Raw genomic sequence first — 18,466 nt, 5'->3', positions numbered from 1 at the left:
GTTGCTTTGTTTAATCATTCTTCATAGTTTATAGCATGGCACGCTCCGGCCAGTGCGCTTATTTTTTAATCGCTTATATCAATACTTTTATCCTCCTTCCTTCCACAATGAAATGGATGCCGCTTAAACTCTCCAGGTGCTTAAGCAAGGCTGATAATCCTTTTGTACGGGTGTAAGTACCTCCAAATTTTCGGTTATCGTACCGGTTTCCCTGATAGGAAACATCCACGTCATACCACCTGGAGATGGTTTTCATAATTGCTTCGATATTTTTATTCTCAAAAGAAAATTCGTTATTGAGCCAGGCTGTATATTCATCGGTATCAACCGCATTTACGGCTATCTTTTTTTCGGCAATAGCTGCCTGCTGACCTGGCCTTAACAGCACTTCATTGCCATATCCGGATACGCGTAGTCCACCAGTTACCAGGGTGGTTTTTATCCCTTGCTCATCAGGGTAAGCCGAGACGTTAAAGCTGGTTCCTGTAACGGTATTTTTGATAGTTCCAACGTGGACGATAAAAGGCTTTTCTTTGTTCCTGGCGACCTGAAAAAATACTTCCCCGGTAACGGATACTTCCCTGGTATTTCCCTGAAAAATTCGGGGATAAGTGAGGGAAGAGGCTGCATTTAGCCAAACTTCCGTGCCATCTGACAGCAAGATCTTGTATTGTCCAGCCCTGGGTGTTTCAATGGTATAAGCCGTGTTGTTGGATTGCTGAAGCTCTTTGTTCGTTAGGATGGGGTCAGTTAGCCTGGTATTGTCCTTATAGAATATTTCCCCATTTTTAATTTGAACGCCTTCTTTATTCGGACTGAGCGGAATGATTTCATGACTGCCTGCAATTTTTAATACAGCCTGGTTAATGCCTGGTGCAATATCTTTGAAGGCAAGAGTAGAAAGAGAAGGTTGATTCTTTCCGTAAAACTGAGGTCTGAATACATATCCTATAGCCAATGTAGCCAGTAAAATTGCTGCTATTGAAATCCAGCGAAATTCTCCGGACCGGCGCTTTTCTTCTTCTTTTCTTCCAAACAATTCCAGCAATGCTTTGTCCGTTTGAGCAAAAGCGCGTAGGGCGTGTGCGGAAATTTCATCTGTTGATGGAGGGGGTGTCTTTTCAAGTTCTTCAAGGATCAATTGCTTAAGCTGTTCCTGGTATTCATGAAGATCAAAATGATGCAATATGGCGATGATCTCCTCTGGAGCGCATTTTCCCTGAGCATATTTATTAAATAGAATAGTTAATTCCTTTTTTTCCAAAATTGATATTTACACTAATACGCTTTGGAAAAAAAATCAAACTATTGCAGTCGTATTTTTTCTAATAGTTGGAGATCAACTTCGGCTCCAAACAGCTATAGCCAGAACCATTAAACGAAGATAATTGGATTGTTCTAAGAAAATTTTAAGCAGCTTATTGGCCTTAGTAATATGGTTGTTTACAGTGGCTTTAGAAATTCCCATCAAAATGGCCGTTTCTTCATAACCCCTGCCTTCTATTTTACAATAGATATATGCCTGGCGACATTGTTTAGGCAATTGAGAAAGTAACAACTCTATTAACGCCTTGGAATCCTGATCCGCTATTGCGTCATCTATTGGCGTGTAATCCGGTTCGACTGCGGCAGCTACGATAAGTTTAGCTTCCAGTTTCCGGTCGCGGGCAACAGTGCGAAAAAAATCATAGACCATGTTTTGGGCAATGCGATATACGTATGCCTTAAAGGGCAGCTGGGGGTCTATATCTGCCCGTTTTTGCCAAATTTTTATGAACAGGTCCTGAAGAAGATCAGCAGATTGTTCTTCCATTTTGACCATTTTATAAATGCTGTTGTATAAACTGCTTCTGTATAGATGGTACAGTATATCAAATGATTCTTCATCTCCTTGTTTTAAAGAGATCAGTAGATCTTTTTCACTTTTTTTATTTAGGATAATCATATATGAAGCCTGTTTTGAATTCCTGACGTTTCGATTGCAATTTAATTTAAAATTGGTTAAACGTTTTAATTAATTGGAATCGATGTTGTGTCCTTAACACAGGCTTTCGGACAAAGAGGTTATCGTAGGTAAAAAGAGTGCGCCGGATCTGCCTTAAAACAACAACAGGCCGGCAAGTTTATGTCTTGCCGACCTGTTTTGTGGAGCCGAAGGGGTTCGAACCCTTGTCCAGTTGTGTGATAAGTTATGCCTTCTACATGCTTGTTTTCCATTCAATTGTCGGGAGCAGACGGGCCGGAAACCTACCTTGTCTTTTTCCTTAGGTACTTTATCTCGCTACTGTATCATACCCTACAGCGGCCAGCTTTGTTATTTCGATGCCCCGGATTCTAACCTAACAATGCAGCAGTCAGAGGGACAAAAGCTAAGCTAATTCTAAATTAGGCAGCTAAGGCGTAGTTATTTTCGCCAATTATAGTGTGAACGTTCTCTTTAAAGTGCTCTCCGTACAACGCACTGCATGCTAACATACGTAGCGCCACCCTGTCAAATCCAAAACGGCCCCATTTGTTAGGACTACAAACTTACAAAAAATTATGCGATTGTTCTACCTGGATATTGATTTAATGCGATTTCCAGACAATCCATCGACTTATTCAGGTCTTCAGTATTCAATACATAAGCCATTCTTACTTCATTTTTTCCTGAACCGGCGGTAGAATAGAAGCCTGTAGCAGGAGCCATCATTACCGTTTGTCCCTCATGCTCAAAGCTTTCCAGCATCCACTGACAAAATACATCAGCATCATCAATCGGAAGTTTAGCCACTACATAAAATGCACCACCCGGATTCGGACAGAAAACACCTTCAATTGCATTTAATCTTTTAACGATCGTATCTCTGCGAAGGGTATATTCCTTGTTTACCGCTTCAAAGTAACTATCGGGAGTATCTACAGCTGCGGTACCTGCAATTTGTTCTACCATACCAGGGCTTAGTCTTGCCTGAGCAAACTTTAATCCTGATTTGATGACTTCCTTGTTTTTCGTGATCAGGCAACCCAATCTTGCACCACATGCACTGTATCTTTTAGAAACCGTATCCATGATGACTACATTTTCATCAATTCCGTTCAGGTGCATTGGCGAGATGAATTCTTTTCCATCATAGCAGAATTCACGGTAAGCCTCATCAGAGAACAGGAACAAGTCATATTTAAGACACAATTCTTTCAATGCTTCCAGTTCTTCTTTAGAATATAGATAACCGGTAGGGTTATTTGGGTTACAAATAATGATTGCTTTGGTACGCGCTGTGATCAGTTTTTCAAACTCCGCAATAGCAGGAAGTGCAAAACCATTCTCAATAAAAGATAAGATCGGTTTAACCACTACATTACTCATACAGGCAAAACCATTGTAATTTGCATAGAACGGCTCAGGAATGATGATTTCATCACCTTCATTTACGCAGGTTTGCATGGCGATGGTGATCGCTTCAGACCCACCAACAGTCACTAAAATATCTTCAGGGGTAATGTTATAACCCAGTTTATTGTAATATTCGGCTAATTTGGTTCTATAAGATAAAGTACCTTCAGACGGGGTATATGCCCAAACATTAAAATCGATGTTTTTGATGGCATTCAACATGCCTTCTGGTGTAGCAATATCGGGCTGACCAATATTCAAATGATAAACCTTTTTACCATCCTTTTTCGCCTGATCGGCGTAAGGAGTAAGTTTTCTAATCGGCGAGGCGGGCATTTGTAACCCTTTTTCTGAAATGTTAGGCATGGCACAAAAATAAAAAACCTCGTTGATTAACGAGGTTTTAATAAGAAATATCTTTAAAAATTTTACTTGGTACTGGCAGCTACAGTTTCTCCTTTAATGTACAACACTTTAGTGGTTGTTTTTGCATTAGAAGTGATGGTAATGCTTTTGCTGAATGGCATTGCAGCACCAGTTGGGTTATAAGTAACTTTGATCACGCCTGATTCTCCTTTTTTAACCGGAGTTTGTGTATATTCAGGTACAGTACATCCACAAGTCGTTTCTACTTTAGTAAGAATTAATGGTTGATCTCCAACATTGGTGAACTTAAATTCAACCGTTGCAGCCTTATTCAATGGGATTTTACCAAAATCGTGAAGCTCTTTATCAAATTTGAACTCTGCAGGTTTTGTTTGAGCGTTAGTTGCAACACTTACTCCTAAAATTAATGTAAATAATAGTAATAACTTTTTCATGATTATGGTGTTTTAAAACAAATTTAATCTTTTGATTCATAAATCAAAAAGTATTCCAATATATAAATTACAGGACAGCCATAAGTCATACTTTAGATTTTATGTATCTTTGTCACCTAACTAATATTGCTTATGATGCCGGATATAAAACCTACTACCAATCCCATTGATGCTTCAGAGTTAAGTTTTGAGGATTTCAAAACCATTGTGGTAAACGATTATAAAATAGCTTTTGAGAGTAGACAAGCCAGTTTATTAGGTCGTAAGGAGGTTTTAACAGGTAAGGCTAAATTTGGTATTTTTGGTGATGGTAAGGAAGTTCCTCAGATCGCCATGGCCAAAGCCTTTAAGAATGGAGATTGGCGCTCGGGATATTACAGAGATCAGACATTTGCATTTGCTACAGGCATTTGCACCATCAAAGAATTTTTTGCCCAACTATATGCCAACCCTAGTGTTGAAGCTGAACCTGCATCTGCAGGCAGGCAGATGAATTGCCACTTTGCCACCCGTTCCATTAACGAAGATGGCAGCTGGAAGGACCTTACCGCGATGAAAAACTGTTCATCCGATATTGCACCTACAGGTGGACAAATGGCCAGATTAGTCGGATTGGCGTATGCTTCGAAATTATTCAGACAAAATCCAGAACTGGAATACTTAAAAAACTTCTCCGTAAATGGAAATGAAGTGGCTTTCGGGACAATTGGAAACGCTTCTACTTCGGAAGGCGTATTTTTTGAAGCCATCAATGCTGCTGGTGTGTTACAGATCCCTATGGCCATTTCCATTTGGGATGATGCTTATGGAATTTCTGTTCCTGCAAAATACCAGACTACAAAGGAAGACATTTCGGAAATCCTGAAGGGTTTCCAGAGAGATGAAAATGCTGCCGGATATGAAATATATAAAGTAAGAGGCTGGGATTACCCGGCTTTATGCGAAACGTATCAGAAAGCCATCGATGTCTGCAGAACAGAACATGTTCCGGTAATGATTCACGTTACTGAAGTGACGCAGCCACAAGGCCACTCTACTTCAGGTTCACATGAACGTTACAAAGATAAAGACCGCTTAGACTGGGAGAAAGAGTACGATTGTATCGTTCAGATGCGTAAATGGATGATCGAATCTGCCATTATTCCTGAAGAAGAATTAGCAGCCCTGGAAGATGAGGCAAAGAAATTTGTTCGTGAAACGCAAAAAGAAGCATGGAATGAATTCCTTGCGGATATAAAAATAGAAAAAGATCAGGCAATTGAACTGATCAATACCCTTGCGAAAGGAAATCCTGCACTGACGAAAATTACCACTCAGCTGGCCAATACGCCAGATGCGCAACGTAAAGAAGTAATCTCCTCGGCAAGAAAAGCATTGCGTTTAAGCCTGCAACATCCATCCGGCGAAAGAAATGAGCTGTTGGAATGGTATAAGGAACAAAGTGGAATGAATACCGAACGTTATTCTTCGAAGTTGTTCACCGATGGTAAAGAAAGCCCTTTTCTGGTTGAAGTGCTTCAGCCGGAGTACAATGAGTTGAGTAAAATGGTGGATGGCCGCGAATTATTGAATGCCTGTTTTGATGCCAACTTCGGCCGTGATCCACGTCTGGTAGCTTTTGGTGAAGATTTAGGTGCCATTGGCGATGTAAATCAGGGTTTTGCCGGATTGCAGGCCAAATATGGCGACCTGCGAATTACAGATACAGGAATCAGAGAAATGACCATCGTTGGTCAGGGAATCGGACTGGCCATGCGCGGTTTAAAGCCAATTGCCGAAATTCAATACCTGGATTATCTCCTGTTCGCTTTAAATGTATTGAGCGATGATCTGGCAAGTTTATCGTACCGTACCAAAGCCGGACAAAAAGCACCGGTAATTATCAGGACCCGCGGACATAGATTGGAAGGGGTATGGCATTCAGGATCACCAATAGGCATGATTCTTGGCTCCTTGCGTGGATTACATATCTGTGTGCCGCGTAACATGACTCAGGCTGCCGGAATGTACAATACTTTGTTCAGATCTGATGAACCTGCTCTGGTGATCGAATGTCTGAACGGATATCGATTAAAAGAAAAACTTCCTGAAAATGTAGGAGCGTATACCGTTCCTTTAGGTAAGGCAGAAGTGATTAAGGAAGGATCAGACCTGACCATCGTTTCTTACGGATCTACGCTCAGAATAGTGGAAGAAGCGGCAGAAGAGCTGGCTCAGTTTGGCATCTCTGTGGAGATCATTGATCCGCAAACCCTGCTTCCTTTTGATACGGATCAGCTTTGTGCTAAATCTTTAAGTAAAACCAATAAGTTATTGGTAGTGGATGAAGATGTACCTGGAGGCGGAACCGCATTTATTCTGCAACAGATTTTAGAAGAACAAAAAGGTTATTATAACCTGGATGGACAGCCTCAAACGCTAAGTGCCAAAGCACACCGTCCTCCTTATGGTTCTGATGGCGATTATTTCAGTAAACCATCGCTAGACGACGTGGTAGAAGCGGTTTATCAAATGATGCACGACCATAATTCAGTTAAATATCCTGCGATTTTTTAATAAATATCAAGTCATAAAAAAAGGTGTTCTGTACAACGGAACACCTTTTTTTATGACTTTGATTTGCTGCTAATCCAGCTGACTGCTTTTATTTCTAAGCAGCTGATCGGCCAATACCAATGCGGCCATTGCTTCTACAATGACTACGGCACGTGGTACTACACATGGATCATGACGGCCTTTACCTTTAATCTCCGCTGCATCTCCGGCTGCATTAATCGTTTGCTGATTGTGCATGATGGTGGCTACAGGTTTAAAGGCTACTGTAAAGTTGATTTCCATCCCATTAGAGATTCCTCCCTGGATTCCTCCGGAGAAGTTTGTTAATGTTTTAGGGGCATCATTTCCAGGAATAAAGATGTCATTGTGTTCTGATCCCTTCATTTCACTGCCACTAAATCCTGATCCGTATTCAAAACCATGAACGGCATTGATACTGAGCATGGCCTTACCGAGGTCGGCATGTAGCTTGTCAAATACGGGTTCACCGAGCCCGACAGGGCAGTTTCTGATGATACAGCTCACCTTTCCACCGATAGTATCTCCATCTTTTCTAATGGCATCAATGCATTCGATCATCTCCCTTGCGGTTGCAGGATCTGCACAACGCACAATATTCTCTTCCCGGATCTCCAAAAGCTGATCCACAGTTAAAGAAGATTCCAGGTTAGGTGCATTGATCTTTCCTACTGCGGAAACATGTGCGAAAATTTCTATGCCATGGTGCCTTAAAAGCAGTTTGGCAATGGCACCTGCAGCAACACGGGCAGCTGTTTCTCTGGCAGAGGAACGGCCACCACCGCGATGGTCGCGGATACCATACTTTGCATCATAGGTATAATCAGCATGAGAAGGACGGTAAACATCTGTATTGTGACTGTAATCTTTACTTCGTTGATCTTCGTTCGGGATCAGCATCGCAATAGGCGTACCTGTACTTTTACCTTCAAAAGTTCCGGAAAGGATCTGAACAGTATCACTTTCTTTCCTTTGCGTGGTGATCTTCGATTGCCCTGGTCTGCGCTTATCCAATTCCGACTGGATAAAATCCAGGTCAATTGGCAATTGTGCCGGACAACCGTCTAAAATAACACCAATAGCTGCACCATGAGATTCGCCAAAGGTGCTGATGCGAAATAGTTGTCCGAATGTATTACCTGCCATTTTTTGTTAATTTTTATAGATTAATTTAAATCACTTCAACTGTAAATCCTGCTTTTCTCAGGTCTTTCCAGAAGTCAGGGTAAGATTTCTCCACTACATCCATTTCTTCCAGTACGACTTCCTTGATCAGCAGACTAAGTGGTGCAAAGGCCATCGCCATGCGGTGATCTTCATAAGTACCGAAAGTTACCCTGTCCGGAAAATGAAGTCCTTCACAGTTCAGGGTATATACCAGGTTATCTTCGCTTAAAGTTACACCAATTTTGGCGAGTTCATTTTGCAAAGCCTTAATCCGGTCCGTCTCTTTAATCTTCAAAGTCTCCAGTCCGGTGAAGGATAGGTTTTTCTTTAAAGCAGCTGCACATACAATAATGGTTTGTGCTAAATCCGGACAATCCTTCAGGTCTAAAATTTCATCACCGAAATCAGTTTCTGAAGAGCTTAAGGTAATCCCTGTAGCTGTGGTTGCAGTTTGTACTCCAAATGCCCTCATAATTGATCGGATCCGGCTATCACCCTGCAGACTTTTTTCTTTTAAATAAGGTAAGGAGATGCTGGCTTTCTCTGCTAAACAGGCAATGCTGTACCAGTATGAAGCAGCACTCCAGTCGGGCTCTACCATCAACGTGGCAGCTTTAAAAGGCTGCGGTTTGATGCTGATGTTGTTCCCATCCCAGGTATGGCTGATTCCTGCTTCCTCCAACATATTCAGGGTCATATTTACATAAGGGAGGGAGGTTAATTCCCCTTCAATTTGTAAGGTTAAACCCTGCTCCAGAGTAGGAGCAATCATCAATAGTGCAGATATATACTGACTGCTGATGTCTCCTTTAATCTTAACAGCACCTTCGCTTTGCGCTAGTGGGCCAGTAATATTCAATGGAGGGAAACCGTCTTTTTCTGCATAGCTGATGTTTGCACCAATTGCTTTTAAAGCTTCGGCAAGGATCCCAATCGGACGTTGTTTCATCCTTTCTGTTCCGGTCAGTAAAAACTGTCCGGGAAGGGTAGGAAGGTAAGCTGTTAAGAAGCGCATGGCAGTCCCTGCAGGGCCCACATCAACAGTTTGCTGATGTGGATCTGTGCTGGAAATCTGGTTTAAAATGCGGTCAAGCGTTACAGAGTCGGCAGCAATAGACATATTTTCTACTTTTACCGCGCCCTTGCTTGCAGCACTAATGATTAATGCCCTGTTGCACTCGCTTTTAGAGCCCGTAAGCGCGATCTCTGTATGGATTTCTGTGTTTCCCGTAAAAGAAACAAGTGCATGCTTACTCATTATTAAGACTTAACTTCTGTATGTGTTTCTGCCGCAATGCCTTTTTCTGCTTTGCCGGCATTCATAATTTCTGTTTGTTTGCGGATAGATTCTCCGTGAACCAATTCTAAGAATTTCTCTGTAAAATTTAAGTCTAATTTTAAGGCTTTTGCAAATGAGATTCCTTTGTTCATGATCGCATCCCAACGGTTTACCTGTAAGATCGTTACCTGGTTGTCGCGTTTGAACTCACCGATTTTACCTACGATGGCCATACGTTCTCCTAGTTTTTGTAACAACTGATCGTCAATTTTATCAATCTGCTTACGTAAATCAGCCAATTGATCTGCAAAAGCTTCGTTTTGAGATTCCGGTTCACGTACGGTTAAACGATCTACCAATTCGCTTAATGCAGCAGGCGTTACCTGTTGTTTAGCATCTGTCCAGGCTACTGAAGGGTCAACATGCGACTCGATCATCAGACCTTGCATGTCTAAATCCAGTGCTTTTTGAGAGATGTAAGGAATCAGTTCGCGGTTACCGCAGATATGACTTGGATCGTTGATGATCGGAAGGTCAGGACATAACGTTTTCAATTGGATGGCCAGTTCCCACATTGGCTCATTACGGAAAGAACTTTTCTCGAATGAAGAGAAACCACGGTGAATGGCACCTAGTTTAGTGATTCCTGCGCCATTGATACGCTCTAATGCACCAATCCATAACTGAAGGTCAGGATTTACAGGATTTTTAACTAATACAGGGATGTCAACACCTTTTAAGGCATCAGCAATCTCCTGAACAGTGAATGGGTTTACAGTTGAACGTGCACCAATCCATAAAATATCTACACCGGCAGCCAAAGCTTCCTCTACGTGTTTCGCATTTGCAACCTCAACAGCAGTAGGCAATCCTGTTTCCGCTTTTGCTCTTTTCAACCACTCTAATCCGATGCTACCAATACCTTCAAACTCTCCCGGACGGGTACGTGGCTTCCAGATACCAGCTCTCAATACCGATACTTTTCCGGTTGCAGCCAATAAATGTGCTGTAGTTAACAGTTGCTCCTCAGTTTCTGCACTGCATGGTCCTGAGATAATTAATGGCTCGTTGTTGATGTTAAGCCAGGTATTTAGTGGCTGGATGTTCAATTGTAATTTCATTTTTTTGGGGTTTAATTTTTGTATGTTTTATGAAGGTGTTTTATTTTTTATACTTTATCATTTTTCAGGTACTCACCCATAATGTTAAAGTTTACCGTGTATTTTAAGGTTTGGCGGATGGCTTTGTCGTATTGTTCCATATTGCTCCATTCCATATCTACATAGAAATAGTATTCGTTTCTTTTTCCCAGGACAGGCATACTTTGAATCTTTGTTAAATTCACATCCTGATCGGCGAAGATGTTGAGCACTTTTGACAGCGCACCTACATGATTGCCTACCTGAAAACAGATAGAGGCTTTGTTGATTTCTTTAAGATCTTCTGTTTTGTCTTGTTTTAGCACCAGGAAACGGGTGTAATTCTTTTTGTTGGACTCAATTCTTCTTTCAATGATATTCAGTCCGTATAATTCTGCAGCCAATGTGTTTGCAATGGCCACTGTATCTGTTAATTGTTCTTCTTTAATGCGTTTGGCACAAGCTGCGGTATCGTTACTTTCAATTACCTGAATGTGTGGGAAATCATCGAAAAAGTCTACGCATTGGCGAATGGCGATAGGGTGAGAGGTGGCATATTTGATGTCTTCAAACTTGACACCCGGTAAAGCCATCAGGTGCAGCTGAATCGGCAGGTAAACTTCTCCTACGACTGCAAAATTGTATTCCCGGATTAAAGTGTAGTTGGGCAAAAGACTGCCTGCAATAGAATTCTCAATAGCCATGATCACAAAGTCACATTCCTTTTTCTCCAGACTGTCGCAAGTCTGTTTAAAAGAATTACATTCTATGGTTTCGATGTCTTTTCCGAAGAACTTGAAAGCGGCCTCTTCATGAAATGACGCTTTAATACCTTGAATCGCTACTCTTGTTTTTTTCTGTTTCATTTTAGCTGCTGAGTTTTCTGTGGTCTTGAGTTTTGCAGAAGGCTTTTTTGTACTTCTGCGGGTTTCGGTTTTTGCATTAAACAAAAAAAAGTCCCGGCTTTAGGCCGGGACTTTTTATATACATTTTTATCTTATGATTTTTGTTGCATATCAGTCCCGGCTCTTACTAAAGTAGTAAAAGTAGCCAAACCAATATGTAGTAACGTTTTTCATTCGATTGTTTTTTCTTTTTCGTTTTTCCAAATGTACTAACAAAATTTAATTTGTCAATACTTTAATAAAAAAAATTATTTATTGTCCGGTAGCTGTGATTCCCTGTACAACAAAACATTAGCTACTTGTGCAGATTTCAGGAGCTCAATCTCATTGCTAAAATTAGCTGCTAAATCTATTGTATGTACTATTTAACCTGATTATTGTAATAGCTCAGACTTTCCAGAATGTCCTTCTCCGTTACGATACAATTGTAATCACAAGCACCGATTTTGTTCAGTAAAGAGAACATAATTTGTCCATGTTCATTCTTTTTATCGCTTTGCATGAAGCCTAGAAGGTCCTTAAAGCTCTTGGTTTTGATCTGATAAGCAGGGTAAAGACTCAATATATACTTCGTAATGTCTTCCAGTTCCTCCTTTGTCAGGGTGTTGTTCGTGCTCGACAAATAAGCTTCACAGATCATTCCTATCGCGATCGCTTCCCCATGTGTTAAAGGAGCTTTATCGTTAATCAAAGCATAACTTTCTACCGCATGACCGATCGTATGGCCAAAATTCAGGATCTTCCGACGCCCTTTTTCCTGAGGATCTTCAGTCACGACCTCATTCTTGATTTCTACAGAACGATGCACAGCGATGGGTTCAATTTGTTTATAGTCAGCTGCCTTTAATACATTGTAATAAGCACCATCTACAATCAGACCATGTTTGATCATTTCGGCAAAGCCGGAAAGCAGTTCTCTTTCAGGTAAGGTCTTCAGGAAAGAAGTTTCGATAAATACCGCCTGAGGAAGCGCAAAGGTACCCACCATATTCTTTACATTATCTATGTCAATTCCAGTTTTGCCCCCTACGGAAGCATCAACCTGAGAAAGAAGCGTGGTTGGAATGTTAATGAAGTCAATACCACGTTTATAAGTCGAAGCAATAAAGCCCCCCATGTCTGTAATGACCCCTCCACCCAAATTAATCATCAGACATTTACGGTCTGCTTCAAAATCGAGTAAGGTTTTCCATATCCCAATACAAAAGTCAATGTTTTTGTTCTCTTCACCCGGATCTGTTTCAATCAGGTCAAAACCAGTAAAGTCATCCAGCATTTCCTGAAAAAAAGGAAGGCAAAATTCCGAGGTATTCCGGTCTACAAAAACAAATACTTTGCTGTATTTACCATTTTCTATAAGCGCTGCTAATGGCGCAAGTGCTGATTCAAAATGAATGCTATGGCCTGAACTTTCTATTATGTTCATTAAATTACTGTTATTTTCTGTCCCATAAAATCAATTACATCGCCCACCCGCACTTTCAATCTCTTGCGATAGTCTACTTTGCCATTGTATTTTACCAGGCCGTCTTCAACAACTGTTTGTGCTTCGCCGCCACTTTGTACCAATGAGGTTGCCTTTAGCAACTGAATAAGGGGAATAAATTCACCTTCTAATTTGAATTCTATCATTATACCAGCAAATTTACAATTATTTATAAAGTGTTTTACCATGGATAGCCTTGGAATTTATACTTTTGCATGCAATTTGACTAACCATAAGAATTAAATGGAAACTTTCCCCAAAAAAACCTTGAACTTTGACAACACGGAAATCGCTTTTCGCAACCAATCAAATTCGGAACTAAACGCAGGATACTGGCTTTTTAAAGTAATCAGCAGCAATTTTCTAACAAAAGTTGGCCCACCAATCACTAATTTTTTTCTGAATATAGGCATGCCTATAAAATCAATCATCAAGGCAACGATTTTTAAACATTTTTGTGGGGGAGAGACGATTGCCGAATGCGAGCATACCATTCAGCAATTGGCAAAAGGTAACGTGGGAACTATTTTAGATTATTCAGTAGAGGGAGAAGAAGAGGAGTCTGTATTCGACTTCACCTGTGAAGAGATCATCAGAACGATAGAAAGAGCTGCAGGAGACCAGCGTATTCCGATCACCGTATTTAAAGTGACGGGAATTGGGCGCTTTGGGCTATTGGAGAAATTGGATGCAAAACAGGAGCTAACAGCAGCAGAACAAGCAGAATTTGCGAAAGTAAAAGCCAGATGCGAAAAGATCTGCAGAAGGGCATTTGATAAAAATGTACCGATCATGGTTGATGCAGAGGAAACCTGGATTCAGGATACGATTGATGAGCTGGCGGTAGATATGATGCGTCTGTTTAATAAAGAAAGAATCATCGTTTACAACACTTACCAGATGTACCGTCATGATAAACTGGCTGATTTAAAAGCAGATCACCTGATCGCTAAAGCCTCTGGTTACATTCTTGGCGTTAAAATGGTAAGGGGAGCTTATATGGAGAAAGAGAGAAAAAGAGCTGAAGAAATGGGCTACTTATCACCGATTCAACCAACCAAAGAAGCTTCAGATATAGATTATAACGAATCTTTAAACTACTGTATGGCCCATATCAATGAAATTGCGATTGTATGCGGTACACACAATGAAGAGAGCTGTCGTGTATTGGCTGAACTGTTAGATAAGCACAATATTGACCATAACCATCCTCATGTTTATTTTGCCCAATTGCTGGGAATGAGTGATAACCTTAGCTTTAACTTGTCTGATGCAGGTTATAACGTGGCTAAATACGTTCCTTATGGACCGATTAAGGCGGTAATGCCATACCTTTTCAGAAGAGCACAGGAAAACACTTCTATTGCAGGAGCAACCAGCAGAGAGCTTGGCCTGATCATGAAAGAGAAGCAACGCAGAAGATTATAAATACAAAAAAGACCGGCCAACTGGCCGGTCTTTTTTGTAGGTGGTAAATTGCTTAGCTGTGCTTGCTAACCATGGCCTGGTCTATGTCAACGCCCAGTCCTTTGGCAATGGCCATTCCCAATTGAATGTCTGCTCTGAAGAAATGACACAGTTGTAAATTGATAATTTGTGCTCTTCTGGGGCCGCTGATGCCACTCATTGCGCCGACAATGTTATTTACCAGATTGACCTTATCTTCAGGACTCAAAACCTTGCGGTAAAGATCACCTGGTTGGGTATAATGATCATTGTCGCCAGGACCTGCATTCCTATCGTACCAATCGGCAACATTTGAATCCAGTTCCCAGGCCGGTTCTTTGTAGCTTTCGTCAGGAATGACATCCCCGAAACTGTTAGGGTAGTAGTTTGGATCGTCGTTGCCATTGTCATCTATACGCATCTGTCCGTCGCGATGGTAATTGTTCACCAGGAAAGGGCAGCTGTTTACCGGGATCTGCTCGTAGTTTACTCCCAGGCGGTAGCGATGTGCATCAGCATAGGATAATATACGTCCCTGAAGCATCTTATCGGGCGAATAGCCAATTCCGTCTATGGTATTGGAAGGTGCAAATGCAGCTTGTTCCACATGGGCGAAATAATTCTTAGGGATCTGGTTTAATTCCAGCACCCCTACATCGATCAAAGGAAACTCTCCATGTGGCCATACTTTGGTCAGGTCAAAAGGATTCCATCTGAAGGTTTTAGACTCCGCTTCTGTCATTACCTGGATCTTTACCTTCCATTTAGGGAATTCTCCACGGTCAATGGCCTCTACAAGGTCACGCTGTGAATGGTCCATATCCTGAGTACGCATGGCATCTGCTTCCGGACCGGTAAAGTTTTTAATTCCCTGTTGAGTCTTGAAATGGAATTTCACCCATACCCGTTCATTCCCGCTATTGATGAAGGAATAAGTATGGCTTCCAAAACCATCCATATGACGGTAAGAAAAAGGAGTACCACGATCTGACATCAGAATCACCACCTGGTGTAAGCTTTCCGGATTTAAGGACCAGAAATCCCACATCATCGTTGGGCTTTTCAGATTTGTTCTTGGATCTCTTTTTTGCGTATGAATAAAATCACTGAATTTTTTAGGGTCTTTTATAAAGAAAACAGGGGTATTGTTTCCTACAAGATCCCAGTTGCCATCTTCTGTATAAAATTTAAGGGCAAAGCCACGTGGATCTCTTTCAGAATCGGCACTTCCTTTCTCTCCACCTACCGTAGAAAACCGTAGAAATGTTTTACAGGTATTGCCAATCTTACCGAAGATCTTTGCTTTTGTATATTTAGTGATGTCATGGGTAACAGTGAATGTACCGTAGGCTCCGGTACCTTTCGCATGGACGACACGCTCAGGGATTCGTTCCCGGTTAAAGTGGGCCATTTTCTCATGAAGAATAAAGTCCTGAAGTAATAATGGACCTCTGTTTCCTACGGATTGTGAGTTTTCGTGTTCTGCATAAGGTCTGCCGGAAGCAGTCGTAAGTTTGCGCTTGTTTATATTGTTGTTTTCCATAACGAAACGATTTAAGTGTTGATGTAAAACTAGGAGTAATAGTCTTTGAGATCAAACACCAAATATCTATATCGATATAGAGTCTTTCTATGTTGGAAAATTACTTCGCCTTAAAGCTTTGATTTCCTGTGAGTAAGTCCCAGAACAAAAGGAAGTCGCTGGCCAGGCTGAAGAGGGGATACTGGAAAGTAGCGGGTTTGTTCTTCTCAAAAAAGAAATGCCCTACCCAGGCAAAACCATATCCCAGGAATGGCGTCGCTAAAATGAAACGCCATTCATGAAACAGGATTCCTGTAAATACAGAAAGGACAACCAGGCCTGTTCCTATAAAATGTAACACACGACTGGTTAAATTTCTATGCTCTGTTAAATAGAATGGATAGAATTCTTTCAGAGTTTTGAACTTTTTTTCCGTCATCGTATTTGAGTTTTATTGAGGCCTGCAATTTACGATATTTTAACGAAGCCTTATAATATATGGTGCTCGGTTAATACTTCTTCCAGATCTTTAGGATGTTTAGTCATTAATAAGGTCTGCATACCGGCTTGTTTTGCACCAACCAGGTGCTGCGGACTATCGTCTATAAATAAGGTTTCTTCAGGGTCGAGGTTGTTTTCAGCAAGTACCTGCTCAAAGATCTCTACATGAGGTTTTCTCAGAAACATCTGTTGGGAATAATAAGCCCTTTCAAACAGACTGCTGTTATCAGGCATGTCGAATTCCCTTTTCAGGTAATCTACGATCCAGTTGTAATGGATTTCATTGTTATTGCTCAGCAAAAAGGTACGGTACTTTTCTTTTACTTTTAACAATACTTCATGCACATTTGGCGGAACTCCGATCAATAAACTGTTCCATGCAGCATCAATTTGTTCGTCTGTGATCTCTTTATTTGAGGATGCTTCCCGGATTCCGGCCCTAAATTCCGCAGGACTAATGGCTGCGGTCTCAAAATTATTGAAAATATCATGATGACTTTTATGCGCAAAAAAATCTTCTATATTCGTGATACCAAGTTGTATTAGAGCTGTTTGAGCCCTTTTAAAGTCTATTTCGAAGATGACGTTACCATAATCGAAAATGATATTTTTTATTTTTTTCATAAAAACTGTTTCCAAAATTCGTTTCAAATATGTAACATTGCACTCGCAAAATCAATAAGATTTTTCAGGGCCATTAGCTCAGCTGGTTAGAGTAGAAGACTCATAATCTTTTGGTCGATGGTTCGAGCCCATCATGGCCCACTGCTTAAAAAGCCGTTTTTCTGTAAAGAAAAACGGCTTTTTCCGTGTTTGTAAGCAAATGCTGAGTACATAACAACGGTACTGAAAGTTAAGTTCAGCAGGAATTATTGTTGAACTACGCGTAAGCTGTTACGGAAAAGTAAGTGTAAAACAACTCTTTTTTTTATAAAATAGCTCATATGAACGAATCTCTTATAAACCTATAAAAATTGGTAAAATCGAAAAAGAGATTACCGACCCTTATAAAAGGGGTGCTGATGAATCTAAAAAGGAAAATGAAAAGATTAGGCAAATTTACTCAATCAATAGGTCAGTAAGTCTATTATAATGAATACGCACAACTTCTCTATAAATTTCCGGAATGATTACGCTGATATTCCTGCTGCAAAAGTGAAAAAACTGTTCTTTCTTCATTTTTACAATTATAAATCTTAGAGTGACCATTATCCTGTAATCTCAAATAAACAAAAACTTCTGGATGTTTTTATTTCATAATTTTGTGAAATGAAAAGAAAAGAGAATATAAGCGATTTTCATAGCCGACATGGATGGGAATACCCTAAAAATAGACAATTCAACGTGTATAACAGAGAAGAATTTTCTTGTGATAGTACATCCCTGCCACCCAACCGTAGGGATTTTTATAAAATATCTATGATCACAAGAGGTACTGGAATATTAAGCTATGCTGATAAAGTCATCAGGATTAATAAACCATCCATTACCTTCTTTAACCCTTTAATTCCCTACTCGTGGGAGCCTACTTCGAACGATAAGGCCGGCTATTTCTGTCTGTTTACTGAGGATTTCATAAACCAAAGCCTTAAAAGTGAGAGTCTTTCACATTCACCTTTATTTAAGATAGGAGGCAATCATTTGTTTTTTCCTAAAATAGAAAGTATTGAGTTATTAAAAGGTATTTTTGAAAACATGTTCCTTGAGATCCGTTCCGGATACGCTCATAAATATGAATTATTAAGAAGCTACGTGCAGATCATTATGCATGAAGCAATGAAAATACAACCTGCAGATACATTTTATCAGCCAGTCAATTCAGCAGAGCGTATCACTACTATGTTCCTGGAACTGTTAGAACTGCAGTTTCCTGTTGACTCCCCTACACAAACTTTGAAACTCAAAACAGCTAAAGAATTTGCTTTGCAGCTCAATATACATACCAATACGCTGAACAGAGTTTTGAAAGAAAGCACAGGTAAAACTACCACGGAATGGATTGCCAATAGAATTGCTAACGAGGCAAAAGCGTTATTACAGTTCAGTAATTGGGATATAACAGAAATTGCCTATAGCCTGGGTTTTGAATATTCGGCCAATTTTATCATTTTTTTTAGGAAGCAAACAAATACAACCCCTTTAAAGTACAGGAAAACTCTCTGTACACCTATTTCCAAACTATAAAGGAAAACATCAAATCATCTTACTACATTCCTTATTGCTTCCGGTTATAATATCCCATACCATATA

The 18,466-nt window shown here is 40.5% G+C and carries 16 protein-coding genes, 1 tRNA gene and 1 other RNA gene; 4 read left to right on the top strand and 14 right to left on the bottom strand.

The genetic code is table 11. From position 1 onward, the window contains the following. Window positions 1-73: 73 nt before the first annotated feature. The 5 genes from AAFF35_RS21500 to AAFF35_RS21480 form a co-directional block, all read right to left on the bottom strand. On the bottom strand, window positions 74-1,264 hold the full coding sequence (locus AAFF35_RS21500) for a FecR family protein (RefSeq protein ID WP_342328592.1): 1,191 nt from the start codon (window positions 1,262-1,264) through the stop codon (window positions 74-76). Window positions 1,265-1,339: 75 nt separating this feature from the next. Then, a complete protein-coding gene (locus AAFF35_RS21495) occupies window positions 1,340-1,945 on the bottom strand; it encodes a sigma-70 family RNA polymerase sigma factor (RefSeq protein ID WP_342328591.1) in 606 nt (201 codons plus the stop codon). A gap of 198 nt (window positions 1,946-2,143) precedes the next feature. After that, window positions 2,144-2,510: a transfer-messenger RNA gene (gene ssrA, locus AAFF35_RS21490) on the bottom strand. A gap of 29 nt (window positions 2,511-2,539) precedes the next feature. Further along, the gene (locus tag AAFF35_RS21485; protein WP_342328590.1) at window positions 2,540-3,742 is read right to left on the bottom strand and encodes a pyridoxal phosphate-dependent aminotransferase; all 1,203 of its coding nucleotides are present in this window, start codon (window positions 3,740-3,742) and stop codon (window positions 2,540-2,542) included. A 62-nt stretch (window positions 3,743-3,804) separates the two neighbouring features. Then, on the bottom strand, window positions 3,805-4,197 hold the full coding sequence (locus AAFF35_RS21480) for a DUF1573 domain-containing protein (protein ID WP_074605936.1): 393 nt from the start codon (window positions 4,195-4,197) through the stop codon (window positions 3,805-3,807). Window positions 4,198-4,329: 132 nt separating this feature from the next. On the opposite strand from AAFF35_RS21480, the gene AAFF35_RS21475 reads away from it, so the two are divergent. Next, window positions 4,330-6,753, top strand: a complete 2,424-nt coding sequence (locus AAFF35_RS21475; RefSeq protein ID WP_342328589.1) for a thiamine pyrophosphate-dependent enzyme — start codon at window positions 4,330-4,332, stop codon at window positions 6,751-6,753. A gap of 69 nt (window positions 6,754-6,822) precedes the next feature. On the opposite strand, the gene aroC is transcribed toward AAFF35_RS21475, so the two are convergent. From aroC to AAFF35_RS21445, 6 genes are all read right to left on the bottom strand, one after another. Further along, window positions 6,823-7,917, bottom strand: coding sequence for a chorismate synthase (gene aroC, locus AAFF35_RS21470; protein WP_342328588.1), 1,095 nt, complete (start codon window positions 7,915-7,917; stop codon window positions 6,823-6,825). Between the two features lie 25 nt (window positions 7,918-7,942). Continuing rightward, window positions 7,943-9,196 carry a 3-phosphoshikimate 1-carboxyvinyltransferase gene (locus AAFF35_RS21465; protein ID WP_342328587.1) on the bottom strand — a complete coding sequence of 418 codons (1,254 nt, stop codon included), beginning with the start codon at window positions 9,194-9,196 and terminating at the stop codon, window positions 7,943-7,945. Between the two features lie 2 nt (window positions 9,197-9,198). Further along, entirely contained in the window at window positions 9,199-10,338 is a 1,140-nt protein-coding gene (locus AAFF35_RS21460) for a chorismate mutase (protein ID WP_342328586.1), read from the bottom strand. 47 nt (window positions 10,339-10,385) lie between these two features. Continuing rightward, the gene (locus tag AAFF35_RS21455) at window positions 10,386-11,222 is read right to left on the bottom strand and encodes a prephenate dehydratase (protein WP_342328585.1); all 837 of its coding nucleotides are present in this window, start codon (window positions 11,220-11,222) and stop codon (window positions 10,386-10,388) included. 400 nt (window positions 11,223-11,622) lie between these two features. After that, a complete protein-coding gene (gene aroB, locus AAFF35_RS21450; RefSeq protein WP_342328584.1) occupies window positions 11,623-12,687 on the bottom strand; it encodes a 3-dehydroquinate synthase in 1,065 nt (354 codons plus the stop codon). After that, entirely contained in the window at window positions 12,687-12,893 is a 207-nt protein-coding gene (locus AAFF35_RS21445) for an RNA-binding S4 domain-containing protein (protein ID WP_069382236.1), read from the bottom strand. The genes aroB and AAFF35_RS21445 overlap by 1 nt, the downstream gene beginning before the upstream one ends. A 97-nt stretch (window positions 12,894-12,990) precedes the next feature. Here AAFF35_RS21445 and AAFF35_RS21440 point away from each other — a divergent pair, with 97 nt between their 5' ends. Beyond that, the gene (locus tag AAFF35_RS21440) at window positions 12,991-14,175 is read left to right on the top strand and encodes a proline dehydrogenase family protein (protein ID WP_342328583.1); all 1,185 of its coding nucleotides are present in this window, start codon (window positions 12,991-12,993) and stop codon (window positions 14,173-14,175) included. 52 nt (window positions 14,176-14,227) lie between these two features. On the opposite strand, the gene AAFF35_RS21435 is transcribed toward AAFF35_RS21440, so the two are convergent. The 3 genes from AAFF35_RS21435 to AAFF35_RS21425 form a co-directional block, all read right to left on the bottom strand. Beyond that, window positions 14,228-15,736 (bottom strand): catalase, encoded by a 1,509-nt coding sequence (locus AAFF35_RS21435; protein ID WP_342328582.1) that lies wholly within the window; start codon window positions 15,734-15,736, stop codon window positions 14,228-14,230. Between the two features lie 100 nt (window positions 15,737-15,836). After that, on the bottom strand, window positions 15,837-16,154 hold the full coding sequence (locus AAFF35_RS21430) for a DUF962 domain-containing protein (RefSeq protein ID WP_342328581.1): 318 nt from the start codon (window positions 16,152-16,154) through the stop codon (window positions 15,837-15,839). Window positions 16,155-16,204: 50 nt separating this feature from the next. Further along, window positions 16,205-16,840, bottom strand: coding sequence for an HAD family phosphatase (locus AAFF35_RS21425; protein WP_342328580.1), 636 nt, complete (start codon window positions 16,838-16,840; stop codon window positions 16,205-16,207). A gap of 67 nt (window positions 16,841-16,907) precedes the next feature. Here AAFF35_RS21425 and AAFF35_RS21420 point away from each other — a divergent pair. Beyond that, window positions 16,908-16,981, top strand: a tRNA-Ile gene (locus AAFF35_RS21420). Window positions 16,982-17,485: 504 nt separating this feature from the next. Next, window positions 17,486-18,400 carry an AraC family transcriptional regulator gene (locus tag AAFF35_RS21415; protein WP_342328578.1) on the top strand — a complete coding sequence of 305 codons (915 nt, stop codon included), beginning with the start codon at window positions 17,486-17,488 and terminating at the stop codon, window positions 18,398-18,400. Window positions 18,401-18,466: the final 66 nt, after the last annotated feature.

The sequence above is a fragment of the Pedobacter sp. FW305-3-2-15-E-R2A2 genome (genome assembly GCF_038446955.1).
Classification (GTDB): Bacteria; Bacteroidota; Bacteroidia; order Sphingobacteriales; family Sphingobacteriaceae; genus Pedobacter.
Note: the sequence above shows the minus strand (reverse complement) of the source record. Positions and strands in the feature narration are given on the sequence as shown.

Coding starts and splice junctions, on each gene's coding strand:
- AAFF35_RS21495 (WP_342328591.1), bottom strand. CDS start 1,945: ATGATTATCCTAAATAAAAAAAGTGAAAAAGATCTACTGATCTCTTTA.
- AAFF35_RS21485 (WP_342328590.1), bottom strand. CDS start 3,742: ATGCCTAACATTTCAGAAAAAGGGTTACAAATGCCCGCCTCGCCGATT.
- AAFF35_RS21480 (WP_074605936.1), bottom strand. CDS start 4,197: ATGAAAAAGTTATTACTATTATTTACATTAATTTTAGGAGTAAGTGTT.
- AAFF35_RS21475 (WP_342328589.1), top strand. CDS start 4,330: ATGATGCCGGATATAAAACCTACTACCAATCCCATTGATGCTTCAGAG.
- aroC (WP_342328588.1), bottom strand. CDS start 7,917: ATGGCAGGTAATACATTCGGACAACTATTTCGCATCAGCACCTTTGGC.
- AAFF35_RS21465 (WP_342328587.1), bottom strand. CDS start 9,196: ATGAGTAAGCATGCACTTGTTTCTTTTACGGGAAACACAGAAATCCAT.
- AAFF35_RS21460 (WP_342328586.1), bottom strand. CDS start 10,338: ATGAAATTACAATTGAACATCCAGCCACTAAATACCTGGCTTAACATC.
- AAFF35_RS21455 (WP_342328585.1), bottom strand. CDS start 11,222: ATGAAACAGAAAAAAACAAGAGTAGCGATTCAAGGTATTAAAGCGTCA.
- aroB (WP_342328584.1), bottom strand. CDS start 12,687: ATGAACATAATAGAAAGTTCAGGCCATAGCATTCATTTTGAATCAGCA.
- AAFF35_RS21445 (WP_069382236.1), bottom strand. CDS start 12,893: ATGATAGAATTCAAATTAGAAGGTGAATTTATTCCCCTTATTCAGTTG.
- AAFF35_RS21440 (WP_342328583.1), top strand. CDS start 12,991: ATGGAAACTTTCCCCAAAAAAACCTTGAACTTTGACAACACGGAAATC.
- AAFF35_RS21435 (WP_342328582.1), bottom strand. CDS start 15,736: ATGGAAAACAACAATATAAACAAGCGCAAACTTACGACTGCTTCCGGC.
- AAFF35_RS21430 (WP_342328581.1), bottom strand. CDS start 16,154: ATGACGGAAAAAAAGTTCAAAACTCTGAAAGAATTCTATCCATTCTAT.
- AAFF35_RS21425 (WP_342328580.1), bottom strand. CDS start 16,840: ATGAAAAAAATAAAAAATATCATTTTCGATTATGGTAACGTCATCTTC.
- AAFF35_RS21415 (WP_342328578.1), top strand. CDS start 17,486: ATGAAAAGAAAAGAGAATATAAGCGATTTTCATAGCCGACATGGATGG.